Source organism: Kineosporia succinea, assembly GCF_030811555.1.
GTDB classification, from domain to species: domain Bacteria; phylum Actinomycetota; class Actinomycetes; order Actinomycetales; family Kineosporiaceae; genus Kineosporia; species Kineosporia succinea.
Genome location: NZ_JAUSQZ010000001.1, coordinates 129,291 through 145,719, shown reverse-complemented (window position 1 = coordinate 145,719; position 16,429 = coordinate 129,291). Strand labels below are relative to the sequence as shown.

Here is a 16,429-nt window from a genome sequence, read left to right as displayed (position 1 = left end):
GCAGCCGTCCGCGAAAGGCCCGGACGGCCCAAGGGAAAAGGACTTCTGTGACCGAAACGCCGAAAGGTCCCGTCGACTCCTCCCGAGTACCGCGCTTCGCCGGGCCCGCCACCTTCGCCCGTCTTCCCCGCCTCGACGAGGTCCCGAGCGCCGACATCGCCGTGGTCGGCATCCCGTTCGACTCCGGCGTCTCCTACCGTCCCGGCGCCCGCTTCGCCCCGTCCGCGGTGCGCGAGACCAGCCGCCTGCTGCGCCCCTACCATCCGGGCCTCGACGTCTCCCCGTTCGCCACCACCCAGGTCGTCGACGCCGGGGACATCGCGGTCAACCCGTTCGACATCGGCGAGGCCGTCGAGACCGTGCAGGAACAGGTCGGCGCCCTGATGGACACCGGCGCCGCGGTGGTCACGATCGGCGGCGACCACACCCTGTCCCTGCCCCTGCTGCGCGCCGTCGCCCAGCGCCACGGTCCGGTCGCGCTCCTGCACTTCGACGCTCACCTCGACACCTGGGACACCTACTTCGGCGAGCCGTACACCCACGGCACCCCGTTCCGCCGCGCCGTGGAGGAGGGGATCGTCGACACCGAGGCCCTGAGTCACGTCGGCACCCGCGGCCCGCTCTACGGCAAGGCCGACCTCACCGACGACCAGCGCCTCGGCTTCGGCATCGTCACCTCCGCCGACGTCATGCGCCAGGGCGTCGACGAGGTCGTCGGCAGGCTGAGGAGCCGCATCGGCGAACGCCCCCTCTACGTCTCGATCGACATCGACGTGCTCGACCCCGCCCACGCACCCGGCACCGGCACCCCGGAGGCCGGAGGGCTCACCTCCCGCGAACTGCTGGAGATCCTGCGCGGGCTGAACGGCTCCGACCTGATCGGCGCGGACGTCGTCGAGGTCGCCCCGGCCTACGACCACGCCGACATCACCTCTGTCGCGGCCTCACACGTCGCCTACGACCTGGTCAGCCTGCTCTCCGTCAACCGCGCCACCCAACGGAACCGGAAGGGTGTCGAGCAATGACGCAAGACACCGGCTACGCGCAGGAACTCCAGCGCGGCCTCAGCCTGTGGTCCACCTTCTCCATCGGCTTCGCCACGATCTCCCCGGTCGTCGGCATCTACGCCGTGGTCTCGCTCGGCTACGTCACCGCCGGCCCGTCGTGGGTCTGGCTGATCCCCCTGGTGCTGGTGCTCCAGCTGACCGTCGCCACCGTGTACGCCGAACTGGCCTCGCAGTGGCCGATCGCCGGCGGCTGCTACCAGTGGGTGCGCCGCCTCGCCGGTGACCGCACGGGCTGGTTCACCGGTTTCCTCTACCTGGCCTCCGCGATCGCGTCCCTCACCACGGTCGCCTACCTGGGCGCGCCCTGGCTGTGGTCGCTGTTCACGGACGAGGTGCTCTCCTCGGGCGGTCGGGTCGCGTGTGGAGTGGCTCTCCTGCTGCTCGCGGTCGCCCTGAACCAGTTGGGTGTGAACCCGCTCAAGTGGTTCCTCAACGCCGGTATCGCGGCCGAAGCGGTTGCCTCCGTGGGCATCTCGATCGCCCTGCTGCTCTTCTTCCGCAACCACGACCTCTCACTGCTCTTCGAAGGTCCCTCCAACGGTGGCGGTTTCGCCGGGTTCCTGGCCGCGCTCGCGGTCGGCGGCTGGGCCTTCCTGGGTTTCGACGCCTGCTCACAGGTGTCCGAGGAGACCGTCGACCCGCAGCGCGAGGTGCCCCGCGCGATCCTGCGCTCGCTCACCTCGGTGGGTCTCGTCGTGCTGCTGACCGGCCTGTCGGTCACCCTGTCGTACGGTGACGTGGCGGCGGCCGAGAGCGGCGAGACGATCGACCCGGTCTACGCGGCCGTGGTCGAGGCGTTCGGCGCCTGGGCCGGCAAGCCCTTCGTGGCCGTGGTTCTCGTGGCCTTCATCGCCTGCGCGGTGTCGATCCTCACCTACATCGGCCGCGCCATGTACGGCATGGCCCGCGACGGCATGCTGCCCGCGTCGCACGTGCTGCGCCGGGTCAGCGCCCGCAAGGTGCCGCACGTGGCGCTGTGGGTCACCACCGTGCTCGCGGCCCTCGGCCTGCTGCTCGGCCTGAACGGGGACGCGGCCGGAACCCTGATCGCGTTCGGTTCCGGCGGCTTCTACATCGTCTTCCTGATCGTGACCGCCACCGCGCTGCGGGCCCGGCTGTCCGGCCGCTGGAACCCGGCCGCCGGTGCGCTGAAGCTCGGCCGCAAGGGGCTCGTGCTCAACGTGATCGCCGTGATCTGGCTCGTGTTCGAGGCGATCAACGTGGCCTGGCCGCGCGCCTGTCTGGCCGCGCCGGGTGCCCCCTGGATCGTGGTCTGGGCCGTGGTCACGGTGTTCTCCGCGCTGACCGTGATCGGCGTGATCTACCTGGTCGTGGCCCGCCCGCACCTGCGCGTGGCCACCAGTGAATCGTTCGCCGAACTCGAGGAGTCCCGATGAGCCTGCCGACCCGGGCCGTGGTCTTCGACCCGGCCACGCGGAAGACCCAGCTGCAGACCCTCACCCTCGCCGAACCGGTCGCCGACCAGGTACAGGTGAAGATCGTCGCGACCGGCGTCTGCCACTCCGACCTGCACATCGTCGACGGCGACTGGCCCGTGGACACGCCCCTGGTGCTCGGTCACGAGGGCGCCGGCGTCGTGGAGGCCGTGGGACCGCTCGTGCGCGACGTCCGCGTCGGTGACCACGTCGTCCTCTCGTGGTTCGCCCCGTGCCGCCGCTGCGACGCGTGTGCGGCCGGACGGGCCTGGCTGTGCGCCAACACCACGGCCACCGCCAACACGCTTCCCGACGGTTCCACGCCCTACGCCGAGGACGTGCTGCCCTTCCTCGGCGTCGGCACCTTCTCCGAGTACGTCGTGGTGCCCGAGGCGGCCGCGATCACCGTCGCCGACGACGTCCCCCTCGACGTCGCCTCGCTCATCGGCTGCGCGGTCACGACGGGGGTCGGCGCGGTGACGAACACGGCCGGCGTGCGGCCGGGGGAGTCCGGCGTGGTGATCGGGGTCGGAGGCGTCGGTCAGGCCGCGGTGCTCGGGCTCGCCCTGGTCGGCGCGGATCCGATTGTCGCCGTGGACCTTTCCGGACCGCGTCTGGAACTGGCCTCGGAACTGGGTGCCACGCACACGCTTCGCGGTGACGACCCGGCGCTCGCCGAGCGCGTCCTGGAGATCACCGGCGGTGCGCACCACGTGTTCGAGGCGATCGGCCGGGTGCCGACGATCGAGTCGATGCCGGGCCTGCTGCGGGCCGGGGGCCAGGCCGTGATCGTGGGCATGACCGGCTTCGACGCCAGCGTCTCGCTGAACCCGTTCGACCTGGCCGACCGCGGCATCTCGGTGCTGGGCTGCAACTACGGCTCCAGCGTTCCCTCGGTCGACTTCCCGCGCATCGCAGCGCTTCACCGCTCCGGCCGGTTGCCGCTGTCCCGGCTCGTCGGTTCGGGCGGAACGCTGGACGACGTGGAACGGGCTTTCGCGGACCTGCGGGCGGGCGCGGGGTTGCGGACTGTTCTGCGGCCCTGAGGCAGTTCAGCGAAAAATCTTCGGACCGCTGGATTAACCCACCGAACACCCTGCCATAACGGTGCGCTGCGGCGGACCTTGAGACATCGCCCCACGCGTGCTCCGAGGGGCCCGCACGCCCCTCGGAGCATGAGAACGCCTTAATCCGCGATCGTGCTAGACATCGCGGCCATGTCCCTGACACGTCATCAGAAGGTCCGGCCGGTGCTCATCGCCGGCGTCACCGCTGTCATCGTCGGAGGAACCGGAGCCGCGTTCGCGTGCACCCCGTGGGCCAACGGTGGCGCCGCCAACGCCGCCCCGGTCTCGGACAACACCACCATCACCGAACCCGGCGCGTCCACGACCGAGGAGCCGACCGCCGGCGCCACCTCGCCGGACGCCCAGGAGGTCAGGCAGCACCGCCGCAAGCACCGTCACGGCCACGGGCACGGGCACGGCACCCCGACCACGAGCCCGACCACCACGGCCCCGACCAGCGAGCCCTCCGACACCAGCGAGCCCTCGGACACGACCGGGCCGAGCGACACGACCGGGCCGTCGGACACGACCGGGCCCAGCGACACGACCGAGCCCAGCGACACCACGACCACCTCGCCGTCCGGCGGCACGACCACGTCCCCGTCGACGGGGGGCACCCAGACCGAGAAGTTCCAGGCCGAGGTGCTCGCGCTGACCAACAAGGAGCGCGCGGCGAACGGCTGCAAGGTCGAGCTGAAGGCCAGCACCGCGCTGACCAAGGCGGCCCAGGACCACGCCGAGGACATGCTGAAGAACAACTACTTCAGCCACGAGAGCCAGGACGGCACCAGCCCGTTCGACCGGATGACCGCGGCCGGGTACATCTGGTCGGGGGCCGCGGAGAACATCGCGGCCGGGCAGTCGACGCCCGAGGCCGTGATGAAGGGCTGGATGAACTCGGCCGGGCACAAGGCCAACATCCTCAACTGCGGCCTGACCGAGCTGGGCGTGGGCTACGCGGCCGGTAGCGGCGCCGACTACGGCCAGTACTGGGTGCAGGACTTCGGTTCGCCCCGCAAGTGACGTCGTCAGACCGCGGTCAGTGCCAGGTGTTTCGTCAGGGCACTGACCGCGGCCCGGCCCGCCCGGTTGGCCCCCACGGTCGACTGGGACGGGCCGAAACCGATGAGGTGCAGACCGGGTTCGACCTCGGTTCCCCGGAGCCGGATCCCGCCCGGTCGTTGCGGAGCCCCAGCGGTTCCAGGTGTTTCAGGGCCGGGCGGAAGCCGGTGGCCCAGAGGATGACGTCGACCGGTGTGAACGACCCGTCGGCCTCCCGCACCCCGGTCGGCTCGATCGCGGTGAACATGGGCCGGCGCCGCAGCACACCCCGTTCCCTCGCCGCGAGAGCGTAGGGCGTCCAGATCAGCCCGGTGTACGAGACCACGCTGCCGGTGGGCCTTCCCGCCTCGACGTCGGCGACCACCTTGGCGATCGTCTCGCGCCCGGCCTCCTCCGGCTCGAAAGCGCCCTCACGGAACACCGGTTCGCGGCGGGTGTACCAGAACGTGGCCGCGTCCCGGGAGATCTCCTCCAGCTGCTCGAGCGCCGAGATGCCCCCACCGACCACCGCCACGCGCTGCCCGCTGAACTCGGCGGCCGAGACGTAGTCGCTGGTGTGCAGCTGCCGGCCGGTGAAGGTCTCCCGGCCGGGGTGGGGCGGCAGCGTGGGGTTGGTCCAGGTGCCGGTGGCGTTGATGATCCCGTCGGCGAGCCAGGTGCCGTGGTCGGTGCCGATCCAGTAGCCGGCGCCGTTGCGCCGCACCTCGGAAACCCGCACCGGCCGCTGGATCGGAAGATCGTTCGCTTCCTCGAACGCCGCGAAGTAGCGCGGCACCGCGACGCGGCTGGGCTCGTCCGCGTCGATGGGCGGGCTCGGGAAGCCGGGCAGGTCGAAGATGCCGTTGACGGTGGTCATGGTCAGCGATTCCCACCGGTGCCGCCAGGCCCCGCCGGGAGCCGGTTCGGCGTCGAGCACCACGAACGAGTGGGTGCCCCGCCGCTTCAGGTGGTAGGCCGCCGACAGCCCGGCCTGACCGGCCCCGATCACCACCACCGAAACCCTTCTCACACGATGAGTGAAGGGTGGGGCCCGGGCCGGTATTCCGTGCGGCGGCGTCGTCGGCCACGGTTGTGACCGGAATCTCCGCATCCGGTTCTGCCGGCGGCAGAGTCCGGCCCCGCGGCCGGTCCGGAGAGCTAACGTCGCCGGCATGGATCTCGTCGAGCTCACCCCGAACCTGGCTTTCCTGCGGTTCCCGGTCGGGCACGTCTACCTCTGGCACGACGCCGAGGGGGTGGCCGTGATCGACTCCGGGCTCCCCGGCAGCGAGGCCGGGATCGGTTCCGCCGTGCGGGCTCTGGGAGCCGAGCTCACCGACGTCCACCATCTGGTTCTGACCCACGGCCACGAGGACCACGCGGGTGGGGCCGCCGCGATCGCGGGCTGGGGTGCTGTCGAGGTGTGTGCGCACGCGGCCGACGCCGCGGTGGTGCGGGGTCTCGCGCAGCCGCCGGTTCCGGTGCTGTCCGGCTGGGAGCAACAGCTCTGGAATGACGTGCACGCCGGGATGCCGTCGGTTGCGGTCCCGGCGGCCCGGGTCGACCGGGAGCTGGCCGAGGGCGACGTGCTGCCGTTCGCGGGCGGTGCGCACGTGCTCGAGGTGCCCGGGCACACCCCCGGCAGCATCGCGCTGCACCTGCCGGAGCACGGGGTGCTCTTCACCGGCGACACGGTCGCCCGCGGCCCCGGAGGTGACGTGATGCTGGGGGTCTTCAACTCCGACCCGGCCCGGGCCGGGCAGTCGATGCGCCGCCAGCAGGAGCTGGGCAACGTGCGCATCGCCTGCTTCGGCCACGGGGAACCCGCGCTGAACGGCCTCTAGCCCGAACGGTTTCTACAGGTCGGTCAGGCGGTGCAGGAACCGTTGCGTGCGTTCCTCGCGCGGATGGTCGAGCACCTCGGCCGGGGTGCCGCGCTCGGCGACCACCCCGCCGTCGAGGAACAGCACCTGGTCGGCGACCTGCCGGGCGAACCGCATCTCGTGGGTGACCACGACCATGGTCCAGCCGTCGGCGGCCAGGTCTTTCATCACGGTCAGCACCTCGCCCACGAGCTCCGGGTCGAGGGCCGAGGTGGGCTCGTCGAACAGCATGAGCCGCGGCTTGATCGCCAGGGCCCGGGCGATGCCGACGCGCTGCTGCTGACCGCCGGAGAGCTGGTGCGGGTACTGCTCGGCCTTCTCGGACAGGCCGACCCGCCGCAGCAGCTCCAGTGCCTCGGAACGGACCTCGGCGACCGGGCGCCTCTGCACCACCACCGGGCCCTCCATCACGTTGCGCAGCACGCTCAGGTGCGGGAACAGGTTGTGGCTCTGGAACACCATCCCGCTCTGCGCGCGCAGTTTCGTGATCTGACGGCGGTCCGGCTTCGCCGTGAAGTCGACGCTCACGTCCCCGATCCGCACCGTGCCGGCGTCGGGGATCTCGAGGGCGTTGAGCGAGCGCAGCACCGTGGTCTTGCCCGAGCCGGACGGGCCGATGAGCACCGTCACCGAGCCGGTGGGCACGGTCAGGTCGATGCCGCGCAGCACGTGGTTGTCGCCGAACGCCTTGTTCAGGCCGGTCACTTCGAGAAGGCTCATGTGGCCACGTACCGATCGAGTCGGGTCTCCAGGCGGGTCTGGGCGAAGGAGAGAACCAGGCAGACCACCCAGTAGTAGGCGGCGGCCACCATGTACAGGGTGAAGAACTCGAAGGTCGGCCCGGCGATCTCGGCGGCCTTGCGCATCGTCTCGGTGACCAGGATGGTCGAGGCCAGCGAGGTGTCCTTCACCAGCGAGATCAGCGTGTTCGACAGCGGCGGCACGGCGACCCGGGTGGCCTGCGGCAGGATGATCCGCCGCAGGGTCGTCGGGTAGTTCATGCCGACGGTCGAGGCCGCCTCCCACTGCCCGCGCGGCACCGAGACGATGGCCGCGCGGATGATCTCCGAGGCGTACCCGCCCACGTTCAGGGTGAACGCGATGACGGCGCTCGGGTACGGGTCGATCGTCGCACCGATCTCCGGCAGGCCGTAGAAGATGATGAGAAGCTGCACCAGCAGCGGCGTTCCGCGGATCACCGAGACGTAGAACCGGGCGATCGCGGAGATCGGCCAGATCGGTGACAGCCGCATCAGCGCCACCACCAGTGCGAGCAGGATCCCCAGCACGAAGCTGATCGCCGTGAGGGGGATGGTCCCCTTGACCATCCCCTCCAGCAGCGGCCCGAGCGAGCTGCGGATCAGCTCGACCTTGGACTCCTCCACGAGGGATCAGCTCGCGGACGGGCTCGGGGAGCTCTCGGCGCCGGCGCCGGAGACGTCCTTGCCGAAGTACTTCTCGGAGATCTTGGCCAGCGTGCCGTCGGCGCGCAGTTCGTTCAGCGCCTTGTCGAACTCGGCGGGCAGCTCGCTGTCCTTGCGGAAGGCGAAGGCCTGCTGCGTCGGGTCGCCGATCTCGCCGGCGATCTTGACGTCCTTGTCGCCGCTCTCGGTGAGGTAGTTGAGCACGGCCAGGCTGTCGTTCAGGGTGACGTCGACGCGCTTCTGCTTGAGCAGCGGGATCGCCTGGCTGAAGCCCTCGACCGCCTCCACGTTCGCCCCGGCGTCCTTGGCGGCCGTACCGAAGCTGCTGGTGGACGACTGGGCGGCGGTCTTGCCCTTGAGGTCGGCCGCGGTGGTGATCGAGGAGTCGTCGGAGCGGGTGACGATCACGCCGACCGAGTCGGTGTACGGCTGGGAGAAGCTGTACTTGGCCTCGCGCTCGGGGTTGATCGTGACCTGGTTGGCCACCACGTCGAAGCGCTTGGCCTCCAGGCCCGCGAAGATCGTGTCCCAGGTGGTCTCGGAGAACTCGACCTCGCGGCCGAGCTTGGCGGCGACCGCCTCGACCACCTCGACGTCGTAGCCGGTGAGCTTGTTGCCGTCGGCGGTGTCGTGGAACGTGAAGGGCGCGTAGGTGCCCTCGGTGCCGACCTTCAGCGGCTCCTTGCCGCCGGCGCCGGCGTCACCCGAACTGTCCGAGTCACTGCCGCAGGCGGCCAGACCCAGGGTCATGAGTGCGGCCGCGGAGACGGCGAGGAACCTCTTGCTGATCATCGGACATACCCTTCCTAGTCGACAGACAAGGTGCAAATTATCGAGCCTGTCGAACGCTTGTGAACTCGTCTGAGGTTAACCAGAGGTTGCGGGTCGTTCTTGGGTGGGGTCAAACCGTTGCTTTGACGTGATGTGGCCCGGCCGGTCCCGGAACGAGCGCCGGTACCCCGCCGGTGACGTGCCGAAACGCGCCGTGAAGGGCTGCCGCAGGGGCACCGGGCTGCCGGGACCGCCGTGGTGGGCGACCCGGTCGACCGCCCAGTCGGTCGTCTCCGGCAACCGCCTCGCCTCGTCCGGCCGCCGGTCGGTCACCCAGCGGCCGGCGTCGGCCCGGTGGCCTCCCGGAACCTGCGAACGAAGTTACGGCGGGCTATCGTGGCCCGCGCGGCGAGATCCCCCAGGGGCAGCGGTTCGTCCGGATGGCCCAGCGCCCGGGTGGGCACCTCGGCGATCGGGGCGTCCGTGTCCGCGTTCACCACCGGCCCCTCGATGTACCGCGCCGAGATCCTCCAGGACGCCTCGGGCGCGTGCCCGCCGCCGACCTCCACCCCACCCTGATGACGCTGCCGAACGCCGGCGTCGCGGCGGTCGGCACGGTGGGGCAGTGGACGGCGGCGGTCGCCTCCGGAACCCCGCTGCCCGAGGACGATCTGGTGTCCTCGGCGCTCGCGGGCCGGGAGAAGTTCAGCTCCTGAGCCTTCCGGGCGGGGCGGTGCTGGCCCGGGCCAGGAACTCGGTGTCGTCGGCGGTGGTCAGCTCGGCCGGCTGCCCCAGCCGGTTGAGCAGCGTCTCCACCAGACGGCGGCCGTGCGAGGCGTAGTCCACCTTCACGGTGGTCAGGGGCGGCCGCAGGAAACCACTTTCGGGGATCCCGTCGAACCCGGTCACGCTCATCTGCCCGGGCACGTCGATGCCGTGCTCGTCGAGGGCCAGCAGCGCGCCCAGCGCCATCTGGTCGTTGCCGCAGATGATGGCCGTGACCTCCTCCAGCGCGGGGCGGCCCAGGTCGCGCACCGCCTGGGCGCCGGAGGCCGCCGACCAGTCACCGGTCAGCTCCGTCGTCACCTCGAGACCGTGCCGGGCCAGCGCCCCGCGCACGGCCTCGCTGCGCCGCCGGGCCGCCACCCAGGTCACCGACCCGCCCAGGTAGGCGATCCGGGTGTGCCCCAGGCCGACGAGATGGTCGGCCACCAGCGACATCCCGCGGTCGCTGAGCGTGCGCCCGTGGGCCGGGTCCGGTTCCAGCTCCATGACGAGAGGAACACTCACCGGCCCGAACGCCGCGTCCGGAGTCGCCGCCCGGGTCGCGAGCAGGGGGTCGACGGGGGCGAACGCCAGGATCCCGGCGACGTCGGCGCGGTCGAGCAGGCCCAGGGCCCGCCCGATCGCGCCGCTGTCACCCATCTGCTCGCGCAGGTGCTCGTCGAGCGGCAGGCTGACGATCTCGAGCAGGTAGCCGGCCTCGGCGGCGCGCAGGCTGGCGCCCTGCACCGTCTTGCTCGGGCCGACCTCGGTCAGCTCGAACACCAGCGCCCCGATCCGGTTGGCGCTGCTCGTGGCCAGGGCCCGCGCGGCGTTGTTCGGCCGGTACCGCAGCGTCTCGATCGCCGCCGACACCCGCTTCAGCGTCTCCGGACGGAACTTGCCCTGACCCCGCAGCACCATCGCGACCGTCTGGTGCGAGACCCCGGCCTCCTTGGCCACGTCGTAGATCGTCGGGCGCCGGGCCTTCGGCGGATCGGCGCTCACCGAAGGCCCCCCGGGCCGGCCGGGGTCCGCCCGGCCCGCGACCGCTCGGCCGGTGACGGTTCAGTCGACAACCGCGGTCCCGTCCTGTGCGGCCACCCGCTCGCCGCCGGGCCGGGCCAGACCCCAGCCGTCGCGGACGTCGGAGTGGGCCGTGACGCGGCCGTTCTCCGTGCGCACGGTGAAGGTCGCCAGGTCGCCACGGGGGTCGAGGATATCCACCGTCCGCTCCCAGCCGTCGTCGGCACCCGGGTTGACCAGCAGCGTCAGCCCGTCGAGGTGCTCGGTGTCGGGACGGTCGTCGCGCGCGCCGAGCGGGATCACGCCCCCCGGCCGCACCAGGAGGGGCAGGGAGTCCACCTCATGACGCTCCTGGACCCACCGTCCACCCTCGACGCCCTCACCGGTCAGCAGACTCACCCACCGGCCCTCGGGCAGGTAGTAGTCGACCGTGCCGTCGGGCGTGAACACCGGCGCCACCAGCAGATCGGGCCCCAGGAGGTACTGCCGGTCGAGGTAGGCCACCGCCGGATCGCCGGGGAACTCCAGCAGCATCGGCCGCATCACCGGTGTGCCCCGATCGTGCGCCTCCCGGCCCGCCCGCAGAAGATACGGCGCCAGGCGGGCTTTCAGCTTCCCGAACCTGCGGGCCACGGCCGCCGCGCCGAGATCCGTGGCGTCGTCGTCGTCGACCAGCCACGGCACCCGGTACGAGCCGCTCCCGTGGAACCGGCTGTGGCTCGACAGCATGCCGAACGCCGTCCACCGCTTGAACAGGGTGACGTCGGGCGTGCCCTCGAACCCGCCGATGTCGTGGCTCCACAACCCGAACCCGGACAGGCCGATACTCAGCCCGCCGCGGAGGGTCTCGGCCATCGAGACGTAGGAGGCCGTGCTGTCACCACCCCAGTGCACCGGGAACTGCTGACCGCCCGTGGTCGCCGAGCGCGCGAACACGACGGCCTCGCCGCGTCCCCTGACCTCTTCCAGCACCTCGAAGACGGCCCGGTTGTAGAGCTGCGTGTAGAAGTTGTGCATGCTCTCCGGGTCGGCGCCGTTGTGGTACACCACGTCGGTGGGGACCCGCTCGCCGAAGTCGGTCTTGAAGGCGTCGACGCCCTCGCTCAGCAGCCGGCGCAGATGCCCCTGGTACCAGGCCACCGCGTCCGGGTTGGTGAAGTCGACCAGGCCCATCCCGGCCTGCCACAGGTCCCACTGGAACGTGGTGCCGTCCTTCTTCTTGAGCAGGTAACCCTTTTCGTCCGCCTCGTCGAAGATCCCGGCGCGCTGGGCGATGTAGGGGTTGATCCAGACGCAGACCCGCACGTCCTTCTCCCGCAGGCGGCTCAGCATGCCGACCGGGTCGGGGAACACCCGCGGGTCCCAGGTGAAGTCGGTCCAGCTGAACTCGCGCATCCAGAAGCAGTCGAAATGGAAGACGCTGAGCGGGATCCCGCGGTCCTTCATGCCGTCGACGAAGTGGTTGACGGTCTCCTCGCGGTAGTCCGTGGTGAAGCTCGTGCTCAGCCAGGTGCCGTAGCTCCAGGCCGGCACCTGCGCCGGGCGACCGGTGAGCGCGGTGTAGCGGTCGAGCACGTCCTTCGGGGTGGGGCCGCCGATGACCAGGTACTCCAGCACCTCACCGGGCACCGAGAACTGCGTGCGCTCGACCGATTCCGAGCCGATCTCGAACGAGACCCGGCCGGCGTCGTTGACCAGCACGCCGTAACCCCCGCTGGAGACGAAGAACGGCACGTTCTTGTACGCCTGCTCGCTCGACGTACCGCCGTCCTCGTTCCAGATGTCCACGCTCTGGCCGTTCTTCACCAGCGGGCCGAAGCGCTCGCCCAGGCCGTAGATGGTCTCGCCCACGCCCAGCTCGAGCTGCTCGTGCACGTAGGTGCGGCCCTCGTGCCGCATCAGCCCCAGCGACCGGTGGCCGCTGCGGGTCAGGATCTTCCCGTTCTGGGCGAACGTGAGGTTCCAGGGGGTGCCCCTGGTGACCCGGGCCTCCAGGGTGCCTGACCTGAGGACGCCGTGGTCGCCGTCGATCTCGGCGGTCCCCTTCGCGGTCTCGTCGAGGTCGAACCGCTGCGGCGGACGGGCTCCCCTGTGGTGCTCCACCCGCACGCGCACGACGTCCTCGGCGGGGGAGTCGAGCGTCACGGTCAGGGTGGGGGCGTTGAGCGTGTCGCCGCGGTGGTTCACGACCCGCGTGGCGCCGGTGATCACGAGCTGCGTCGCGGTGCTCTCCAGGTCGTACACCTCGCGGGCGTACAGGGCTTCCACGCCGTCGCGGATTCGCCAGAAGCCGTCGGTGAACTTCATGGATGGATCGGCCCTTTCACTTGATCGCGCCTGCGGTGAGCCCGCGGGTCAGGGTGCGCTGGAAGACCAGGAAGAAGATCAGCGTCGGCGCGATGCCCAGGAGGGCGGAGGCACTGATCGTGGTGACGTTCATGATCCGCTCGCCCTGCAGCGTGGCGATGCCCACCTGCACGGTCTGGTTGCTCTCGCTGACCAGGAACGACAGGGGGATCAGGAACTCGTTCCAGGTCCAGATGAAGAAGAACACGGCCAGCACGGCCAGGGTCGGGCGGCAGACGGGAACCACCACGCGCCAGAGGATCTGCCACCGGCTCGCCCCGTCGAGAGCCGCCGCCTCGAGCAGCTCGCGCGGGAAGGCGCCGAAGACGCTGGCCAGCAGGTAGGTGCCGAAAGCGCCGTGGATCACGATGAACACGATGACGACCGACCAGACGGTGTCGTACAGGCCGACGTTCTTGAACATGATGTAGAGCGGGTAGAGCAGGGCCTCCTGCGGCACGATGGTGGCGAGCAGGAAGGCGATGAGCACCCACATCCGGCCCCGGATCCGCCCGATGCCCAGGGCGTAGGCGTTGAGCACCGAGACCAGCACGCCGCCGATCGCGACGCAGCCGGAGATCAGGATGCTGTTCCAGACCTTCTCCGGGAAGTTGACCGCGTCCCAGAAGGTCTTGACGCCGTCGAAGTACAGGCCCGTGGGCAGACCGAGCGGGCCGTTGCCGGCGAAGTCCTCGGGAGACTTGAAGGCGTTGAGCAGCACCAGGAGCAGGGGGGCGGCCATGACCAGGGCGATCAGGACGGTGGCGGTCAGGGCCAGCCACTCCCAGCCGGTGCGGCGTCTTCTGTTCTGTCTCGTCGGGGTGGTCGTGGTCGGTTCTGCCTCGGTGGTGGTCATCGTTCCTCCTCGTCGGCCAGGCGGAACTGGGCGCGCACGAAGAAGATCGCGACGACCAGCACGACCACGGTGAGGGCCGTGGCGATGGTGGCGCCGTACCCGACCTGCTGGGCGGTGAAGAACTCGGTGTAGGAGTAGTAGCTCGGCACGATCGTGGAACTGCCCGGGCCGCCGCGGGTGAGGGCGTAGACCGGGCCGAACACCTTCAGCGCGGCCACCGTGCAGGTCAGCACCACCACGAAGATCTCCGGGCGGATGCCGCTCAGGGTGATGGCCCGGAAGCGCTGCCACCAGTTGGCCCCGTCGAGCTCGGCCGCCTCGTACAGCTGCGGGTCGATGCGCTGCAGGGCGGACATGAAAACAACTACCGGATAACCGATCTGGATCCAGACCAGCACGGCGCCGACCGAGAGCAGGGCGGTGTCCGGGCTGCCGAGCCAGTTGTGGCCGCCGAGGCCGATCGCCGTCAGCACCTCGTTGAGCGCGCCGTCGTCGGGCCGCAGGATCCACCCGACCACGATCGCGGCGATCGCGATCGGGAGGATCTGGGGGAGGTAGTAGACCGCGCGCAGCAGGCCCACCACCTTCCCGCCGAAGCGGCGGCCGACCAGGTCGAACAGCAGCGAGGCGAGCACCAGCCCGATCAGGGTGGGCAGCACCACCATGGCCACGACCATGGCGATGCTGTGCTGGAACGACGCCCAGAACTCCTCGTCCTGGAACAGCTTCTGCCAGTTCTCCAGCCCGATCCAGGTCGGCGGCTTGATGCCCCGGTACTTGGTGAAGCTGAGGTAGACGTTCCACCCCAGCGGCACCACGATGATGACGGTGAGCAGCAGCGCGCCGGGAATCAGGTAGAGCCAGTAGCCCTTACGGCTCTCCCAGGTCACTACTTGTACTCCTCGGTGCCCTTGTCGTAGTCGGCCTGCATCTGGTCCAGGACCTGGTCAACGGTTTTCGTGCCGTTCACGAGTTCCTGGAGGCTGGAGTTCAGGTCGGCGTAGAAGCTGGGGGCGGGCCAGTCCGGGTAGAAGGCCAGGCCGTCCTGCTCGCTGAGCTTGTTGAAGTTGGTGATGAGTTCCTTGGACTTCTCGTCGGTGATCGCGTCGTCCTCGGCCGCCACCGGCACCCCGCCGTTGTTGCCCAGGAGGTTCTGGATCTCGGGCGACATGGTGATGTCGATGAACTTGTAGGCGAGGTCCTTGGCGTCCGACTTCTCCGGCACCACCCAGAGGTTGCCCGACGAGCCGGGCGACATCGTGGCGCCCGGGAAAAGGAACGTGCCCCAGTCGAACTTCGCGTCCTTCTCGAAGGTGCCGTGCCACCAGCTGCCGGAGAAGAAGATCGGGTTGGTGCCGGCGGTGAAGGCGTCACCGGCGTCCTGGGCCTTGATACCGGTCGCGTTCTTGGAGATGTAGCCCTTGTCCACCCACTCCTTGACGGTGGTGGCCGCGGCGGTCCAGTTCGCGTCGTGGAAATCGGCCGGGGCGGTGTAGGTCTGGTAGTCGGTGACCCACTGGCGGTCGGCGTTGAGCAGGGCGAGCTGGTAGATGAGCTGGCCGAGCGGGTACTCCGAGGCCGACTCGGACAGCGGGGTGATGCCCTCGTCCTTGAACTTCTGCAGGACGGTGGTGAACTCGTCGAGGGTGGTCGGCACCTCGAGGTCGTACTTCTCGAAAAGGTCCTTGTTGTAGTAGACCTGGACGTACTCGCCGTAGTTGGGGATGCCGTACCAGTTGCCGGTGCCCATCACGCCGGCGTCGCTGTACTTCGCCGTGGTCTGCAGGGTGGAGCTGAGCTTGTCGCCCCAGCCGTAGGCCTCCACGGCCGGGCCGATGTCGGTGAGCAGGCCCTGGCTGGAGAGCAGGCCGCTGGTGGCGTTGCCCTTGTTGTACTCCATCACGTCGGGCGCGGAGTCGGAGTTGAGCACCTGGCTGGCGCTCTGGTTGATCTGCTCGAAGCTCTTGAGCTGGAAGTCGACCTTGGCGCCGGTCTCGGCGGTGAACTTCTCCATCGCCTTGTCCCAGGCGATGCCCATGGCGCTGTCCGCGCTCTCGTACGTCCAGATGGTCAGCGTCTGGCCGTCGCCCTTGGGGGCGGTGTCGATGTCCTCGCTGCTCCCGGCGGAGTCGCTGCCCCCGCTGCAGGCGGCGAGGAGCAGGGTCGCGGTGAGCGCCAGTGCGCTGCCGGTGACGATGCGTCGTTGTCCCACGGCACTACCTCCTTGTAGTTCCCCCGGTGATCGCGGCGATCCCGGATGCGGGAGTGGGGGCATCCACTCCGATGCCTGGCCTGCGCTTTCCGCAGGATTACCGGTAAAGGAAATTAGCGGTAAACCTGCGCCGAAAGCGACAGACGTGACAAGTCTGGCGACGAACGGTCGTGGTCGTCCCTTCGGATGAATCTCGCTCCGGGTGACGTCCGGTCGGCGGTTTGTGACACCGATTGGTGTCATGGTGCTCGGATGATGCCCGGCGCCCCGATCCCTGCCCTGTCCGACGAGGATCTGACCTCGCTGATGGGGCCGAAGTGCCCGGAGTGCGGCTGGCGGGGTGGGGAGCATCGCAAGACCGTGGGGGAGTGGGTCGTGGCCTGCTCGTCGCTTGCCGACGTCGAGCCGGGACCGGCACCGTCGGCCGAGCCCGCGGCCGTGTAGGTCACCCGCTGATTCTCGCTGTGCGGCAGGTCTTCCCGGGGCCTGATCCCGGCCGGTCTCCGGCGTCGGACGGGGGCCGGGTGGACAGTGAAAA

General features: G+C 70.0%; 16 protein-coding genes and 1 pseudogene. 7 read left to right on the top strand and 10 right to left on the bottom strand.

Annotated elements, in window-relative coordinates:
- The first annotated feature begins 47 nt into the window (after positions 1-47).
- The 4 genes from speB to J2S57_RS00695 all read left to right on the top strand — a co-directional run bounded on the left by speB (position 48) and on the right by J2S57_RS00695 (position 4,593).
- Positions 48-1,025 (top strand): agmatinase, encoded by a 978-nt coding sequence (gene speB / locus J2S57_RS00710; RefSeq protein ID WP_307236874.1) that lies wholly within the window; start codon positions 48-50, stop codon positions 1,023-1,025.
- Positions 1,022-2,464 (top strand): APC family permease, encoded by a 1,443-nt coding sequence (locus tag J2S57_RS00705; protein ID WP_307236871.1) that lies wholly within the window; start codon positions 1,022-1,024, stop codon positions 2,462-2,464. The genes speB and J2S57_RS00705 overlap by 4 nt, the downstream gene beginning before the upstream one ends.
- On the top strand, positions 2,461-3,549 hold the full coding sequence (locus J2S57_RS00700) for an alcohol dehydrogenase catalytic domain-containing protein (RefSeq protein ID WP_307236868.1): 1,089 nt from the start codon (positions 2,461-2,463) through the stop codon (positions 3,547-3,549). The genes J2S57_RS00705 and J2S57_RS00700 overlap by 4 nt, the downstream gene beginning before the upstream one ends.
- 171 nt (positions 3,550-3,720) lie before the next feature.
- Positions 3,721-4,593 (top strand): CAP domain-containing protein, encoded by an 873-nt coding sequence (locus J2S57_RS00695; RefSeq protein WP_307236866.1) that lies wholly within the window; start codon positions 3,721-3,723, stop codon positions 4,591-4,593.
- Positions 4,594-4,598: 5 nt separating this feature from the next.
- Here the strand turns inward: J2S57_RS00695 and J2S57_RS00690 are convergent.
- Positions 4,599-5,641 (bottom strand): annotated as a pseudogene (locus tag J2S57_RS00690) (FAD-dependent oxidoreductase).
- Between the two features lie 142 nt (positions 5,642-5,783).
- Between J2S57_RS00690 and J2S57_RS00685 the strand changes: the two are divergent.
- Positions 5,784-6,455 (top strand): MBL fold metallo-hydrolase, encoded by a 672-nt coding sequence (locus tag J2S57_RS00685; protein WP_307236857.1) that lies wholly within the window; start codon positions 5,784-5,786, stop codon positions 6,453-6,455.
- 12 nt (positions 6,456-6,467) lie between these two features.
- Here J2S57_RS00685 and J2S57_RS00680 read toward each other — a convergent pair whose 3' ends face one another.
- The 4 genes from J2S57_RS00680 to J2S57_RS00665 form a co-directional block, all read right to left on the bottom strand.
- Positions 6,468-7,214, bottom strand: coding sequence for an amino acid ABC transporter ATP-binding protein (locus J2S57_RS00680; RefSeq protein WP_307236854.1), 747 nt, complete (start codon positions 7,212-7,214; stop codon positions 6,468-6,470).
- Positions 7,211-7,879 carry an amino acid ABC transporter permease gene (locus J2S57_RS00675; RefSeq protein ID WP_307236851.1) on the bottom strand — a complete coding sequence of 223 codons (669 nt, stop codon included), beginning with the start codon at positions 7,877-7,879 and terminating at the stop codon, positions 7,211-7,213. Before J2S57_RS00675 ends, J2S57_RS00680 begins: the two co-directional genes overlap by 4 nt.
- Positions 7,880-7,885: 6 nt before the next feature.
- Positions 7,886-8,710, bottom strand: coding sequence for an amino acid ABC transporter substrate-binding protein (locus J2S57_RS00670; protein ID WP_307236847.1), 825 nt, complete (start codon positions 8,708-8,710; stop codon positions 7,886-7,888).
- Between the two features lie 308 nt (positions 8,711-9,018).
- A complete protein-coding gene (locus J2S57_RS00665; protein ID WP_307236843.1) occupies positions 9,019-9,186 on the bottom strand; it encodes a hypothetical protein in 168 nt (55 codons plus the stop codon).
- 51 nt (positions 9,187-9,237) lie between these two features.
- Between J2S57_RS00665 and J2S57_RS00660 the strand changes: the two genes are divergently transcribed.
- Positions 9,238-9,405: a hypothetical protein gene (locus J2S57_RS00660; protein WP_307236840.1), complete on the top strand. Its 168-nt coding sequence runs from the start codon at positions 9,238-9,240 to the stop codon at positions 9,403-9,405.
- On the opposite strand, the gene J2S57_RS00655 is transcribed toward J2S57_RS00660, so the two are convergent.
- Genes J2S57_RS00655 through J2S57_RS00635 form a run of 5 tightly spaced genes read right to left on the bottom strand, consistent with a single transcriptional unit; the run spans position 9,395 to position 15,891 of the window.
- Positions 9,395-10,459, bottom strand: a complete 1,065-nt coding sequence (locus J2S57_RS00655; protein ID WP_307236836.1) for a LacI family DNA-binding transcriptional regulator — start codon at positions 10,457-10,459, stop codon at positions 9,395-9,397. The genes J2S57_RS00660 and J2S57_RS00655 overlap by 11 nt on opposite strands.
- 60 nt (positions 10,460-10,519) lie before the next feature.
- Positions 10,520-12,784 carry an alpha-xylosidase gene (yicI, locus tag J2S57_RS00650; RefSeq protein ID WP_307236834.1) on the bottom strand — a complete coding sequence of 755 codons (2,265 nt, stop codon included), beginning with the start codon at positions 12,782-12,784 and terminating at the stop codon, positions 10,520-10,522.
- A 16-nt stretch (positions 12,785-12,800) separates the two neighbouring features.
- Positions 12,801-13,679 (bottom strand): carbohydrate ABC transporter permease, encoded by an 879-nt coding sequence (locus tag J2S57_RS00645; protein ID WP_307236831.1) that lies wholly within the window; start codon positions 13,677-13,679, stop codon positions 12,801-12,803.
- A complete protein-coding gene (locus tag J2S57_RS00640; protein ID WP_307236829.1) occupies positions 13,676-14,569 on the bottom strand; it encodes a carbohydrate ABC transporter permease in 894 nt (297 codons plus the stop codon). Before J2S57_RS00640 ends, J2S57_RS00645 begins: the two co-directional genes overlap by 4 nt.
- Complete coding sequence (locus J2S57_RS00635) at positions 14,569-15,891, bottom strand: ABC transporter substrate-binding protein (RefSeq protein WP_307236826.1); 1,323 nt, start codon at positions 15,889-15,891, stop codon at positions 14,569-14,571. Before J2S57_RS00635 ends, J2S57_RS00640 begins: the two co-directional genes overlap by 1 nt.
- 252 nt (positions 15,892-16,143) lie before the next feature.
- On the opposite strand from J2S57_RS00635, the gene J2S57_RS00630 reads away from it, so the two are divergent.
- Entirely contained in the window at positions 16,144-16,335 is a 192-nt protein-coding gene (locus J2S57_RS00630) for a hypothetical protein (RefSeq protein WP_307236822.1), read from the top strand.
- The last annotated feature ends 94 nt before the right edge of the window (positions 16,336-16,429 follow it).

Bases quoted from the DNA above. Each gene is read 5' to 3' on its own strand.
- J2S57_RS00705 (WP_307236871.1), top strand. From the start codon at position 1,022: ATGACGCAAGACACCGGCTACGCGCAGGAACTCCAGCGCGGCCTCAGC.
- J2S57_RS00670 (WP_307236847.1), bottom strand. From the start codon at position 8,710: ATGATCAGCAAGAGGTTCCTCGCCGTCTCCGCGGCCGCACTCATGACC.
- J2S57_RS00680 (WP_307236854.1), bottom strand. From the start codon at position 7,214: ATGAGCCTTCTCGAAGTGACCGGCCTGAACAAGGCGTTCGGCGACAAC.
- J2S57_RS00645 (WP_307236831.1), bottom strand. From the start codon at position 13,679: ATGACCACCACCGAGGCAGAACCGACCACGACCACCCCGACGAGACAG.
- yicI (WP_307236834.1), bottom strand. From the start codon at position 12,784: ATGAAGTTCACCGACGGCTTCTGGCGAATCCGCGACGGCGTGGAAGCC.
- J2S57_RS00630 (WP_307236822.1), top strand. From the start codon at position 16,144: ATGATGCCCGGCGCCCCGATCCCTGCCCTGTCCGACGAGGATCTGACC.
- J2S57_RS00685 (WP_307236857.1), top strand. From the start codon at position 5,784: ATGGATCTCGTCGAGCTCACCCCGAACCTGGCTTTCCTGCGGTTCCCG.
- J2S57_RS00700 (WP_307236868.1), top strand. From the start codon at position 2,461: ATGAGCCTGCCGACCCGGGCCGTGGTCTTCGACCCGGCCACGCGGAAG.
- J2S57_RS00695 (WP_307236866.1), top strand. From the start codon at position 3,721: ATGTCCCTGACACGTCATCAGAAGGTCCGGCCGGTGCTCATCGCCGGC.